The following is a 13198-nucleotide window of genomic DNA, read 5'->3' on the forward strand; positions in this document are numbered from 1 at the left end:
TCAGGGTCAGTTACACAAAATGAAGTTTTTATTTTGCTTCAAGCCAAGCTGCTAAATCAGCCATCACTGGAGCAAACTTCTCGTTAAGTGGCGCGCCACCTTGTGCCAAGTCAGGTTTACCACCACCTTTACCACCTAGCTCAGTTGCCAAGTGTTTGATGATGTCACCCGCTTTAATAGAAGCAGTAAAGTCTTTCGCTACAGATGCAATCAAGCTCACCTTGTCACCCTCTACACCTGCAAGAACAATGACTGCATTTTCTAATTTTGATTTCACACCGTCGTGTAGGTTACGTAATGCTTTCGCATCCATACCCTGAACAGTAGTGATCAGTGTTTTACGACCAGCAAGCTCTTGAACCTGACTTAAAAGTTCACCGGCTTGTAGGCTTGCCAATTTTTGATTCAATTGTTCAATCTGTTTTTGCAATTGATGCGCAGTGTCCACCACAGCTTCAACTTTTTCGACTGTTTGATGGTTCTGTGCTTTTAACAAACCATTGATATATTGAACATCACGGTCGACTTTCTGTACGGCTTCAACAGCTTTAGTACCGGTTACTGCTTCAATACGACGTACACCCGCTGCGACACCACCTTCAGACGTGATTTTGAACAGACCGATGTCACCCGTACGTTTTACGTGAATACCGCCACACAGTTCGATTGAGAAGTTTTTCTCGTCAATTACTGAACCCATAGATAATACGCGAACTTCTTCACCGTATTTCTCACCGAACAGCATCATCGCACCTTTGGCTTTCGCAGATTCGATGTCGAGCAGTTCAGTGGTTACAGCTGTGTTGGCAATCACTTCGGCATTGACAAGACGTTCAATTTCTTGCAGCTGTTCAAAAGTTACAGGTTGGTCGTTTGCAAAGTCGAAACGTAGAACGTCAGACGCAACCAATGAACCTTTTTGCTGTACGTGTGAACCCAGGATTTGACGTAGGGCAGCGTGTAACAAGTGAGTTGCAGAGTGGTTACGTGCAGTTGCAGCACGAATCTCGGCTTTAACCGTTGCTTCAACGTTTTGAGTAACTTTCAGGTTACCCATAGTCACGATACCTTGGTGTACGAACGCACCACCAGATTTTTTGGTATCTTGAACTTCGAAAATACCCGTATCGTTTTTGAAGATACCTGTATCACCGATTTGACCACCGCTTTCTGCATAGAAAGGAGTTTGGTTCAATACGATCAGTGCTTCGTCGCCTTCAACCACTTCGTCAACTTGCTCGCCATCTTTATAGATCGCGATGATTTGACCTTGACCTGCAGTTGCGTCATAACCTTCAAACTGAGTTTCGCCTTCAACTTTAACAACGCTGTTATAGTCGATTGCGAATTTACCTGCATCACGTGCGCGTTGACGTTGTGCAGCCATCTCTTTCTCAAAGCCAGCTTCGTCAATCGTTAAATCACGTTCACGTGCGATGTCGGCAGTTAAGTCAGTTGGGAAGCCGTAAGTGTCATAAAGTTTGAATACCACTTCGCCTGGAATCACAGAACCTTTCAGGTTCGCCAATTCACCTTCAAGCAATTTCAGGCCTTGCTCAAGTGTTTTAGCAAACTGTTCTTCTTCTTTCAGCAATGCAGCTTCGATACGTGCTTTGTTTGCTTCAAGTTCAGGATAAGCTGCGCCCATCACATCAATTAAAGGCTGAAGCATTTTGTGGAAGAATGAACCAGTTGCACCCAGTTTGTTACCATGACGAACTGCACGACGGATAATACGACGCAGTACATAACCACGACCTTCATTCGATGGGTTTACACCATCCGCAATCAGGAAGCAGCATGAACGTGCATGGTCAGCAACCACTTTAAGTGAAGCAGGGTATTCAACCGGTTTGTTTTCAGCTTGTGCTTTCGCTTCAATATCTGAAGTATCTAAACCAATAATTTCAGCAGCAGCTTTTAACAGGTTTTGGAACAGGTCGATTTCATAGTTCGAGTTAACATGCTGAAGAACAGCTGAAATACGCTCAAGGCCCATACCTGTATCAACAGAAGGTGCTGGAAGAGGGTGTAATACACTATCAGCAGTACGGTTGAACTGCATGAATACGTTGTTCCAGATTTCAATGAAACGGTCGCCATCTTCTTCAGGCGTGCCAGGCAGGCCACCCCAGATGTGTTCACCGTGATCATAGAAGATTTCAGAACATGGGCCACAAGGACCGGTATCGCCCATTGCCCAGAAATTGTCTGATGCGTATTTTTCGCCTTTGTTATCACCAATGCGGATAATACGGCTGGCATCTAGACCAACTTCTTTATTCCAGATATCAAACGCTTCGTCATCAGTGTGATACACAGTTACGTACAATTTGTCTTTAGGTAGCGCCAGCCATTTGTCGCTGGTCAGGAATTCCCAGGCAAATTTAATGGCATCACGTTTGAAGTAATCACCAAACGAGAAGTTACCCAGCATTTCAAAGAATGTGTGGTGACGAGCTGTGTAGCCAACGTTATCTAAGTCGTTGTGTTTACCACCTGCACGTACACATTTTTGTGAAGATGTTGCGCGAACATAGTCACGTTTTTCCAGACCCAGGAAGCAGTCTTTAAACTGGTTCATACCAGCATTGGTAAACAATAATGTTGGGTCGTTGGCAGGAACCAGAGAACTCGACGCGACACGTGTATGCCCTTGCGATTCAAAGTAGCTTAAAAAAGCTTCGCGAATTTCAGCTGATGTCATAAAACGAGTACTCACAACCAAGTCACTCCATAATTTCCGATTTGGCTAAAAACATCACAGTCTGACAAGAAGGTTGGTTCTTTGCTGCAATGCGGGGCTTAAATATTTAAAAACGCCAAATTATAACGGAAAATGCCTGTTCAACCAATGATTTTCATATTTATAGATCATAAAACTATAAGGAATGAATATTGGAAAAATCAGAAAAATGCCCTGCAAAATCAAAAGCTATTGTCATTACAGCAATTTATTTCAAATCTCGGTAACAGAAACTTCGCATTGCCTTTATTAAAGCATGAATTTTTCGATGAAATATTGGACATTCTGTGTAATTTTTAGTGGATTTAGCTGAATAGTTATCAGTCAGCTGGATAATTCCATTAATATAGGCGCACAAAGTTTTATGCCGCAGTAGGGAATGTCGATGCAACGTATCGCAATTAATGGTTTTGGACGAATCGGACGCAATGTGTTGCGTGCATGGTTTGAAAATCCGAAAGATTTTAATTTTGACATCGTTGCCATTAATGACGTTGCCGACGTTGAAACCTTATTGCATCTATTTAAATATGATTCTACTCATGGCCGTTTCCCGGGGCAGGTCGATCTGACTTATGAAGATGAGTATGCCTACCTGCATGTCACTTACCGCGATGCTTATCAGAAAGTTCAGGTGTTAAGACAGGCGAATCCGGTGGAAATGCCATGGCGGGAATTGAATATTGATGTGGTATTGGAATGTACCGGCCTGTTCCGTTCGCGTGAGGCTGCGACTCAGCATATTACTGCCGGGGCAAAACGGGTGATTATCGGTGCTGCACCATTTGATACGGTGGATGCCGCAATTGTCTATGGCGTCAACCATCGAGATGTCAAAGAAAGTGACCAGATTATTTCCAGTGTTTCCTGTACTACGCAGGCATTGGTACCGCTAGTCAAAATCATTGATGATGCCTTTGGGATTGAGACTGCACTGATGACTGAAATTCACGCGGTGACAGCGGATCAGTCTGTACTGGATCATGCCCATCGTGATTTAAGACGTGCCCGTGCTTCCGGGCAAAATATTATTCCAACCACATCTTCAGCTTTGGGTGCGCTCAAACGCGTAATGCCGAAGATGGAGAACCGGATTGATGGTTATTCGATTCGCGTGCCAACCATTAATGTAGCGGCCATTGATCTGACTTTTATTTCTCAGTCACCCATTACTGATCATCAGTTAAATGAAGTATTAATTAATGCTGCACGTCAGGATTTCGCTGAAATTATGTCTGTGACAGATGAGCCTCTAGTCTCTAGTGATTTTAATCATTCGCCTTATTCATTGATTGTGGATCTGACCCAAACCCTGGTAGTGGGGCATCAAGCCAAAGTATTTGCTTGGTATGATAATGAATGGGGTTATGCCAACCGGTTACTGGATCTCTGTGAATCCTTTTATACAGATTAAGCTATTTTAAAAGCATCCCAAAGGGGGTGCTTTTTTATGCGAGATTAAAAAATTAGAGGAAAATGAATAAGAACTTGGACGTAATTGATCGAAAAGCTCCGGATTTATGCCGAATATTTCTGTGAGCTGGATATTTTTTCGTTAAGATAAAGATAATTAAATGGAATAAGAGCAAGCACATGATGTTGATCTGGGGATTTATTATATTACTGACCTTGGCTGTGATTTTTTTGATCTGGCTGCAATTTAATAATAATGAGAATTCACAAAGTGTGGAAGGCGTGCCAGTTGAGGAAAAAGTGGCGCATCTGGAAGAAAATTTAAAAAAGACCTTGGAGATTATGCAGGATCTGGCGAAAAAAATGCATGTGCAGCAGGAAGTACTGGATCAGACTACGGCTAAACTGCAAAAAGTTGAGCTGCAAAATGCAGAACTGGTAAATCTGCTCGCTAAAGTAGTAGAACCAAAGTCATAAGACCCTTTCATGCTGGCTTAGCCTTATATAAAGGATTTAAACCAGTAACGTCCTTAAAATAGCTGCCGAAGCCATGCTAATTAAAATGGTCGGCAGCATGCCAAATCGTGATGCAGCGAATAGTGTCGACATTATAGCGATCAGATCAGCCGGATCATCTCGTAAAAAATATGGGGTGATCATTGAAATCAGTACACAGCCTGGAATCACTTCCAGAATTTTACGCTGACGTTTGCTCAAAGTTTTATTTTTGAGTAGTACATATCCGAGCAGGCGGGTAGCATAAGTGGTTAGGGCAACCAGTATGATCGCGATTAAGGTATTCATCTGGATCATGCTTCATCCTCCTGAATTAGCCAGAAGGCAGCGGCAATTCCTGTAAGTGCACCAATTAGCACATACCAGTTGCCTGGTAGATAGCTATAAGCCAGTGCAGCACAAATAAAACTGATTAGCCAAGGTCTGGCTTCAGTAAAGCCTTTCCACATACCTTTCAGTAAGACCAGCATAATGGCGGGGAAAGCCATATCAAAACCAAAACGGTTAATGTCTCCTAGCACGGGTCCAAGCAGGGCACCGAGTGTCGTAAAGCCGACCCAAGCCAGATAAAGAACAATACATAGCCCGGCATAATAAGGCAGACTAAAAGCATATCGATAACCAAACTGTGCCAGTCGACGCTGTGCATCTGTCAGGCTTAAGGCCCAGCTTTCATCGACCATAAAAAATAATGCCAGAAAGATTTTTCGATTTGGAAGATGTCTTAAATAAGGCACCAGACTGGCACCGAGCAGAATATAGCGGCTGTTAATGAGAAAAGTAATAAAGATTAAGGTAAGCAGATGCGGTGGATCAGTCCAGGCTTCTAAAACTGCAAACTCGGAACCGCCAGCAAAGTTCAGCCCGGTCAATAAAGGCACTTCAAGCAGGCTAAAATCTTTTTGTGCTGCTGTTGCACCCAAAACCAGCGCCAGAGGAATTACACCCAATAATAAAGGTATGCAATCTTTCACACCACGCTGAAACTCACTCAGAGGATTAGCATCAAAAGACGTTATACGTGGCTGAAAGGGAGGCATGAGATGATCAGGTTTTATTCTAGTAGGAGAAGGAAAGTTTATAAGAAATACTGGAGTCTTTGCAGCCCCTTCTAATTCTATTAAAACGGTGCTGTTTTCTTGGTCATTTAAGTTCCCATATTGGGTTTTGGTATAGGATTATTTTTAAGCATCTGATACTGATATTTTATAAATTTTTACCCTTGGATAGATTAGGAGTGAATCAAGAATAAGTTTTTCGTCATTGTTTTGGTTTGGTTTGGAAAATATATTAGAAAATCAATTTGATATGTTGGTTATTAAATTTTATTCAGCCTATCTTCTCTTAATAAGAGGGAGATGATTTGGTTTATCTATCTAAGTCCTTTGTTCAGTCAGAGAAAATTATCAAAATTGCGATGCACAGCCTAAACGATCGTGCTAGACTAGGAGAAATCGGGTGTGCTCCCGATTTTTTTATGCGGTTTATTCCGCGCTGACAAGAATTTAGGTTTACAACATGCCCATTTCAGAGACATGGTTATTACCTGATGGTGTAGCTGATGTATTACCAGAACAAGCGCAAGTCATCGAAAGCCTGCGCCGTCAATCACTGGATTTCCTCGCATCTCGAGGTTATCAGCTGGTGTACACGCCATTTATTGAATACATTGAATCTCTATCTTCTCTCTCAGAATCGAATCAGGATTTAGACTTAGCCACTTTTAAAGTGATCGACCAGCTGTCTGGCCGTTTGCTTGGTGTGCGTGCCGATATGACACCACAAGTGGCTCGTATCGATGCGCATGTACATCCAGTGGAAGGTGTGGCTCGTTATTGTTATGCGGGTACGGTTTTACATACGAAACCTCAAGGATTTAATACCACACGTGCACCATTGCAATTAGGTGCAGAATTATTTGGTTCAGACAGCATTGATGCTGACGTGGAAATGGTTGACCTGATGATCAGCCTGATTCAGGAAGCAGGTCTGGCCGACGGCATCCACCTTGACTTAGGTCATGTGGGGCTGTTCCGTAGCCTGATTGCACAAGCCGGTTTAAGTAAAGCAACCGAACGCCAATTGTCTGATCTTTATCAACGTAAAGCATTGCCAGAACTGGCTGAATTTACTGCAAATCTTAAGTTTGGTTCAGACTTTTATACGCTTGGCCGCTTTGCAAGTGACCTGGATGCTTTAAAAACGAATTTAAGTGCTGAAGTATTAGAAAATCCAGCCTTCAAACAGGCATTTGATGCACTGCAAACCACCAAAAATGAAGTTCAGGCACGCTGGCCGAATCTGCATATTGGGATTGATGTCGTCGAGTTACGTTCATACCATTATCACACCGGCCTGATGTATGCCGTTTATGCACCGAACCGTGCTGCTGCACTGGCACAAGGTGGCCGTTATGATGGCATTGGTGAGCATTTTGGTCGTGCACGTCCGGCAACCGGTTTCTCCTGTGACTTATATGCTTTAAGTGCAGGCAAGTTTGCTACAGCTAAAGTTGTGGTAGCACCTAAGGGTACAGATGCTGCGTTATTAAATGCGATTCAGGCAACCCGTGCACAAGGCTTAAGTGTAATTCAGTTATTAGGTAATGATGATTTAAACTCAGTACCGTATGCAACTCACCAGCTGGTGAATGTGGACGGTGAGTGGACCATCAAAACGATTTAATCGCTTTAATTGTTTTACTCAGTGTTCATGTCGCTGAGTGGGACTTTCAACTTTAACAGCATGATGTAATGAGGCTATTATGGGCAAGAATGTTGTGGTACTTGGTACCCAATGGGGCGACGAAGGTAAGGGTAAGATCGTCGACCTGCTCACAGATCAAGCGGCTGCAGTAGTTCGTTATCAAGGCGGACATAACGCAGGTCATACTCTCGTGGTTGGTGGTAAGAAAACTGTATTACACCTCATTCCATCAGGTATTTTACGTGAAAACGTATTGTGCTTAATTGGTAATGGTGTGGTTCTTTCACCTGAAGCGCTCATCAAAGAGATGGATATTCTTGAAAAAGAAGGCGTGCCAGTACGTGAACGTCTACGCATTTCTCCAAACTGTCCATTGATTCTTCCGCACCACATCGCACTTGACCAAGCTCGTGAGAAAAAACGTGGTAATGCGAAAATCGGTACAACTGGTCGTGGGATCGGGCCTGCTTATGAAGATAAAGTGGCGCGTCGTGCAATCCGTGTTGCTGACCTGGTACGTGGTGGCGAACATCTGAAAGCTCAGCTTGAAGAATTGCTTGAATACCACAACTTCCAATTGACTCAATTCTTCGGTGTTGAAGCAGTTAAAGTTGAAGACGTACTTGCGCTTTGCGACGAATGGCGCAAAGTGATCGAGCCTATGGTTATGGACGTGACTGGTGAACTTCACGCTTACCGTAAAGCTGGCAAGAAAATCATGTTCGAAGGTGCGCAAGGTTCATTGCTTGACGTTGACCACGGTACATATCCGTACGTAACATCTTCAAACACGACTGCTGGTGGCGTAAGTTCAGGTTCAGGTCTTGGTCCATTACACCTTGACTATGTTCTTGGTATTACTAAAGCATACACCACTCGTGTAGGTTCAGGCCCATTCCCAACTGAGTTGGTGTATGACGCTGCAACAGATACAGGTGATGCAATTGGTAAACACCTGGGTACTGTAGGTTCAGAATTTGGTGCGTCTACTGGTCGTCAACGTCGTTGTGGCTGGTTCGATGCTGAAATCCTGCGTCGTTCAGTAGAAGTGAACTCACTGTCTGGTATTTGCTTGACTAAACTTGACGTTCTTGACGGTTTAGAAGAAGTGAAAATCTGTGTAGGTTACGAAGCTGCTGATTCTGGCTGTGTTGGTTCTTCTGATGCGCTTGCATTTGAAACTTTAAAACCAATCTACGAAACTATGCCAGGCTGGAAAGAATCTACTTTCGGTGCGAAATCACTAGATCAATTGCCACAAGCGGCAATTAACTATGTGAAACGTCTTGAACAATTGATTGAATGTCCAATCGACATCATTTCAACTGGTCCAGACCGTGAAGAAACCATTATTCTTCGCCATCCGTTTGATGCTTAATCCTTTAAGCTGAAAATGATAAAAACCCTGTGATTTCACAGGGTTTTTTATTTGGAAAAGCTTATAAAAATGATTGAAAACCTGTTTGGATTCTTTATGATGTTTTGACCTTATATATTTGAGAAGGTCATGAAATATAAAAATTTATTGGCGGGGATGGTCATTGCGACCACATTAACGGGGTGTACTACGGTTGCAGATTTGATGGGAGCTGATTCAGCTACATTAAATCTGAGTGCAGCACAAAGCTATAATCAGATGCTGACAGAGGCCAAGCAGAAACAGATTCTGGATACGACTTCTGCCACCTATAAAAAAGTAAACCGGGTTTTCCTGAAAATGAAGCCTTATGCAGATCAACTTAACCAGACTGGTCAGAAGTTTGACTGGCAAGTGGCTGTGATTAAATCCAACGAGATTAATGCCTATGTCGCACCAGGTGGCAAGGTGGTGTTCTATACGGGCATTGTCGACACACTAAAACTTACAGACGATGAAGTTGCTGCCATCATGGGGCATGAAATGGTGCATGCGCTTGAGGAACATTCTAAGAATAAGGTAGGAGCGCAAGCACTTACTGATCTGGCAGTAAGTATCGGTAGCAAGTATGTCGGGCAGTCCGCGGGTGGTTATGGTGGGCTACTGCTGGATATGGGTGCTCAATTTGGTGTGGGTTTGCCATTCTCACGTAATCTGGAAAGCCGTGCCGATAAAGGCGGTCTCATGCTGATGGCACGTGCGGGCTATAACCCGAATGCAGCGATTACTTTGTGGCAAAAAATGAATGCACAAGACAGCCGTGGCAATAGCGTCCTGAATAAATTTACTTCTACGCATCCAACGAATGATGACCGAATTGCAGCCTTGCAACAGCTGATGCCTGAAGCGATGACGGTATACAAGACTAAGAAATAATTTCGAAACTCAGGACTAAAGTCTTAACGGCAAGTGCTGTGCAGTGGCATGGCGCTTGTTAGAATAAAACAAAATAAAATATGAGTATGCAGGATGCATAAAAATATCTCGGGAACGATGTTCTATTCCTTGTTATTCGCGATGGGTGGCGCACCGACCATTGCGATGCTGATCATCCGTGCCCAAACTCAGGATCCTGACATTATTTATGGGGCATTCATTGGCTTGAGCGTGATCATTGCCTGTGTATTGGTACCGGTCATTTTGCTGCAGAATGCTTTTCTATTTTTTAAGCGTAAAAGTGAAATTCTAGAAGAAAAAATTAAACCTTTGTGTCATTTATATTTAGGTTTAAATATTGTCTGTCTGATTTATTGGCTTGCGATACAGTATTGGGGTTAAAATTACATAAAATATAACAAGATGAAGTAATTGTACATTTAGTTGCTCCAGCCTTTAACTTATAATTTTTTACAATGTAAATTAACCTTTTGCTTATGGTGGAGTCACTATAATGAAAAATAAATTCTTGTTAGGTATGGGCGCAGCCGCAGCCATTACTTTGTCTGGTTGTACAACTATTGCCGATATTGCAGGTGCAGATACTGCGACTTTAAATGCTTCAGCCAGCCAAAGCTACAATGCCATGGTGGCAGACGCTAAAGCGAAAGGTCAGCTGGATACCAGTTCAGCGACATACAGTCGTATTAATGCTGTTTTTAACCGTTTAAAACCTTATGCCAACCAGCTGAACCAGACAGGCACTGCATTCCAATGGCAGTTAGCCGTACTGAAATCTGATCAGGTCAACGCTTTTGTGGCACCTGGTGGTAAAGTGGTTTTCTATACCGGTATCGTGAACAAGCTGAATCTGACCGATGCTGAAATTGCAGCCATTATGGGTCATGAAATGGTCCATGCCCTGGAAGAGCACGCGAAACAGAAACTTGGTGCACAAGCCCTGACTGATCTGGCATTGGGCATAGGTTTAAATGCAGCGGGCGTAGGACAGGGTGGTGCTGCAGTGGCACAATTGGGTAGCCAGATTGGTATCGGCTTACCTTACTCACGCAATCTGGAAAGTCGTGCGGACCAAGGTGGTTTAACCCTTATGGCGCGCGCTGGCTATAATCCAAATGCAGCGATTACCCTTTGGGAAAAAATGAACAAGCTTGAAGGCGGCAGCACTGGCGTGACTTTCCTGTCTACTCACCCATCGAACAGTCAACGTATCGCAGCAATGCGTCAAAATCTGCCAACAGCAATGCAGATCTATAACAAACGTTAATGATTGCGTAATTTGAGTAGTTCGCGATTTTAATGATGAAAAGCAGGGCAGTAGTCCTGCTTTTTTTATATTTAAAATCTTAAGGCAATAAAAAAGGCAAAGTTTTCACTTTGCCTTTTTGTGCTAAAGACTGGGAAGTCTTAGTGGTGGTGACCACCTGCACCGTGTACGTGACCGTGATCAAGTTCTTCTTGAGAAGGTTCACGGATAGACACGATTTCAACTTCGAAAGTTAAATCTTGACCAGCAAGCGGGAAGTTAGCATCAACAACTACGTTGTCACCTTCAACTGCTTTAACAGTTACGATTTGAACGCCGTCATCAGTTTGTGCTTGGAACTGCATGCCTGCCTGGATGTTGTCTACGCCTTGGAACATTTGTTTAGGCACTTCTTGCACTAGCTCTGGGTTATATTCGCCATAGCCTTCAGCAGCAGGAACATTTACAGTGAATTTTTCACCTACAGTTTTGCCTTCTAAAGCTTTTTCTAAACCAGGGATGATGTTACCTGCACCGTGCAAATAGGCAAGTGGTTCACCTTGAGATTTGTCGAGAGTTTCACCCTCTGCGTTAGTCAATGTGTAGTGGAAAGAAACCACGAGGTTATTTGCAATAGCAGTCATATTAATTGATCCATTCAATTTTTTAAGGGTACATCATAAAGTGAAATTGTATTTTTGTAGACTAAAAATAGCAAAAAAATGCAATTTGACATGTTTAATGACGATTTTTTCATATATGAGGACAATATTTACAATTTCAATGCAATTTCAGCTTGGGTGCAATTTTTCGTGTAACAAAGTCTTTGGCAGTTAACAGGCCAGCATGGGTATAGCCATGAATGGTGGCCTGATGAATCCGGTACAGGGATACATACATGGATTTCGCAACAAAGCCTTGAACATTGACCTGACCCAATAATTCACCGACAGCACTGTTTTGACTTAAAGACACTAATGAGCCTTTGTCAGAAAACTTGAACATCGGTAAATAGCTTTCACCATTAATGCGTGCTTTTAAGGCTCTGACCAGAAAAGCGGCCTGCTGGCTGGCGACCTGTGCACGGGGGCCTAAAACCGGTTGATCTGCTTCAGGCTGACAGTGAGCACAATCACCAAAAACGAAAATATCCGGGTCTGACAGAGTTTGCAGAGTTGCATAAACTTTTAGGCGATTAATGTTATCTTTTTCCAGCTCCTTAAGTTTGGCCAGAACTTCAGGTGCTTTAATTCCAGCAGCCCAGACTTTAATTTCTGCTTCGAGGCTTGAACCATCAGCAAAGTAAATCTGGTCTTCATCGACTTTAGCGACCCGGTGACTGGTTAATACCTCAATACCTAGACGATCGAGTTGCTCCATGGTGTGTTCAGCCATTTTCTCAGATAGTGCAGGTAAGATCCGATCAGCAGCTTCAATCAAAGTGATTTTGACTTTATTTGGATCAATCTTGTTCAGACCATATTTAAAAAAGTTTTGTTTGGCGATCACCAGCTCGGCAGCCAGTTCTACACCAGTTGCACCGGCTCCAATAATGGCAATTTTAAGCTCACGGGAAGAGGTTTGATTTTGAGCATTGAGATAAAGATGTAGCAGATCCTGCTGGAAGACATCGGCCTGCTGGCGGCTGTCGAGAAAATGACAGTATTGGGCAACACCTTCCGTATTAAAATCATTGGAAGTAGAACCTAATGCCAGCACTAGCGTGTCATAGCTGATGTGTTTCTTCTGTTTAGGCTGGGCTTTTTTAGAAAAGTAATCTGTTTCCAGAATAATTTCTTTAGCCTCACGGTCTAGGTCAACAAATGTTCCCAGCACAAAGTGATAATGATGAGCCGCAGCATGACTAAAATAATTGGTTTCTTCTGCATGCGGATTAAGCGTACCTGCAGCAATTTCATGCAATAAGGGTTTCCAGATATGCGTCAGTTTCTGATCTACTAGGGTAATATGCGCTTTGCCACTTTTGCCTAAGGTTTCGCCCAGTTGAGTAGCCAGCTCCATCCCACCTGCGCCACCACCTACAATTACGATTCGATGTGCTGTCATATATTATTAACCTATTTATTTTTCTAATAAAAATAAGAGAAATTTAGACCAAATATACTATGGCATGGGCAGCAGGCCGTCTTGATTAGAATTGTTATACAAATTACAAAACGTAGCAATTATGTCAGGGGGAGGTAAAATTGACGAGAGAAAAGGGAGAAATTTAAGGGGGGAGTTAGAAGGCAAATGA

12 protein-coding genes are annotated in these 13198 nt (G+C 43.0%); 7 read left to right on the top strand and 5 right to left on the bottom strand.

The features are described from left to right. Nucleotides 1–28: 28 nt before the first annotated feature. Entirely contained in the window at nt 29–2722 is a 2694-nt protein-coding gene (alaS, locus tag AC4MCC_RS05345) for an alanine--tRNA ligase (protein WP_491880152.1), read from the bottom strand. Nucleotides 2723–3131: 409 nt separating this feature from the next. Between alaS and AC4MCC_RS05350 the strand changes: the two genes are divergently transcribed. Then, entirely contained in the window at nt 3132–4160 is a 1029-nt protein-coding gene (locus tag AC4MCC_RS05350) for a type I glyceraldehyde-3-phosphate dehydrogenase (protein WP_312158220.1), read from the top strand. A gap of 179 nt (nt 4161–4339) precedes the next feature. After that, entirely contained in the window at nt 4340–4636 is a 297-nt protein-coding gene (locus AC4MCC_RS05355) for a hypothetical protein (RefSeq protein WP_491885766.1), read from the top strand. 36 nt (nt 4637–4672) lie between these two features. Here the strand turns inward: AC4MCC_RS05355 and AC4MCC_RS05360 are convergent, their stop codons facing one another. Further along, on the bottom strand, nt 4673–4972 hold the full coding sequence (locus tag AC4MCC_RS05360; RefSeq protein ID WP_491885767.1) for an AzlD family protein: 300 nt from the start codon (nt 4970–4972) through the stop codon (nt 4673–4675). Next, entirely contained in the window at nt 4969–5715 is a 747-nt protein-coding gene (locus AC4MCC_RS05365; protein WP_491885768.1) for an AzlC family ABC transporter permease, read from the bottom strand. The genes AC4MCC_RS05360 and AC4MCC_RS05365 overlap by 4 nt, the downstream gene beginning before the upstream one ends. Nucleotides 5716–6193: 478 nt before the next feature. On the opposite strand from AC4MCC_RS05365, the gene AC4MCC_RS05370 reads away from it, so the two are divergent. The 5 genes from AC4MCC_RS05370 to AC4MCC_RS05390 all read left to right on the top strand — a co-directional run bounded on the left by AC4MCC_RS05370 (nt 6194) and on the right by AC4MCC_RS05390 (nt 10962). Further along, complete coding sequence (locus AC4MCC_RS05370) at nt 6194–7360, top strand: ATP phosphoribosyltransferase regulatory subunit (RefSeq protein WP_180034206.1); 1167 nt, start codon at nt 6194–6196, stop codon at nt 7358–7360. A 79-nt stretch (nt 7361–7439) separates the two neighbouring features. Further along, nucleotides 7440–8759 (top strand): adenylosuccinate synthase, encoded by a 1320-nt coding sequence (locus AC4MCC_RS05375; protein ID WP_004784184.1) that lies wholly within the window; start codon nt 7440–7442, stop codon nt 8757–8759. 129 nt (nt 8760–8888) lie between these two features. Continuing rightward, nucleotides 8889–9674, top strand: coding sequence for a M48 family metallopeptidase (locus AC4MCC_RS05380; RefSeq protein WP_419374641.1), 786 nt, complete (start codon nt 8889–8891; stop codon nt 9672–9674). 93 nt (nt 9675–9767) lie between these two features. Next, entirely contained in the window at nt 9768–10076 is a 309-nt protein-coding gene (locus tag AC4MCC_RS05385) for a hypothetical protein (protein WP_004784177.1), read from the top strand. Between the two features lie 112 nt (nt 10077–10188). Next, nucleotides 10189–10962, top strand: a complete 774-nt coding sequence (locus AC4MCC_RS05390; RefSeq protein ID WP_419365514.1) for a M48 family metallopeptidase — start codon at nt 10189–10191, stop codon at nt 10960–10962. A 140-nt stretch (nt 10963–11102) separates the two neighbouring features. Here the strand turns inward: AC4MCC_RS05390 and slyD are convergent, their stop codons facing one another. Beyond that, on the bottom strand, nt 11103–11585 hold the full coding sequence (slyD, locus tag AC4MCC_RS05395; protein WP_004784172.1) for a peptidylprolyl isomerase: 483 nt from the start codon (nt 11583–11585) through the stop codon (nt 11103–11105). Between the two features lie 136 nt (nt 11586–11721). Continuing rightward, nucleotides 11722–13008 (bottom strand): NAD(P)/FAD-dependent oxidoreductase, encoded by a 1287-nt coding sequence (locus tag AC4MCC_RS05400; RefSeq protein ID WP_419365515.1) that lies wholly within the window; start codon nt 13006–13008, stop codon nt 11722–11724. Nucleotides 13009–13198 lie beyond the last annotated feature (190 nt).

The organism is Acinetobacter sp. CAU_H_56 (assembly GCF_058599425.1).

Excerpts from the sequence above, each read along its gene's own strand:
- AC4MCC_RS05370 (WP_180034206.1), top strand. The coding sequence starts at position 6,194 with ATGCCCATTTCAGAGACATGGTTATTACCTGATGGTGTAGCTGATGTA.
- slyD (WP_004784172.1), bottom strand. The coding sequence starts at position 11,585 with ATGACTGCTATTGCAAATAACCTCGTGGTTTCTTTCCACTACACATTG.
- AC4MCC_RS05385 (WP_004784177.1), top strand. The coding sequence starts at position 9,768 with ATGCATAAAAATATCTCGGGAACGATGTTCTATTCCTTGTTATTCGCG.
- AC4MCC_RS05360 (WP_491885767.1), bottom strand. The coding sequence starts at position 4,972 with ATGATCCAGATGAATACCTTAATCGCGATCATACTGGTTGCCCTAACC.
- AC4MCC_RS05350 (WP_312158220.1), top strand. The coding sequence starts at position 3,132 with ATGCAACGTATCGCAATTAATGGTTTTGGACGAATCGGACGCAATGTG.
- AC4MCC_RS05355 (WP_491885766.1), top strand. The coding sequence starts at position 4,340 with ATGATGTTGATCTGGGGATTTATTATATTACTGACCTTGGCTGTGATT.
- AC4MCC_RS05400 (WP_419365515.1), bottom strand. The coding sequence starts at position 13,008 with ATGACAGCACATCGAATCGTAATTGTAGGTGGTGGCGCAGGTGGGATG.
- AC4MCC_RS05375 (WP_004784184.1), top strand. The coding sequence starts at position 7,440 with ATGGGCAAGAATGTTGTGGTACTTGGTACCCAATGGGGCGACGAAGGT.
- AC4MCC_RS05380 (WP_419374641.1), top strand. The coding sequence starts at position 8,889 with ATGAAATATAAAAATTTATTGGCGGGGATGGTCATTGCGACCACATTA.
- AC4MCC_RS05390 (WP_419365514.1), top strand. The coding sequence starts at position 10,189 with ATGAAAAATAAATTCTTGTTAGGTATGGGCGCAGCCGCAGCCATTACT.
- AC4MCC_RS05365 (WP_491885768.1), bottom strand. The coding sequence starts at position 5,715 with ATGCCTCCCTTTCAGCCACGTATAACGTCTTTTGATGCTAATCCTCTG.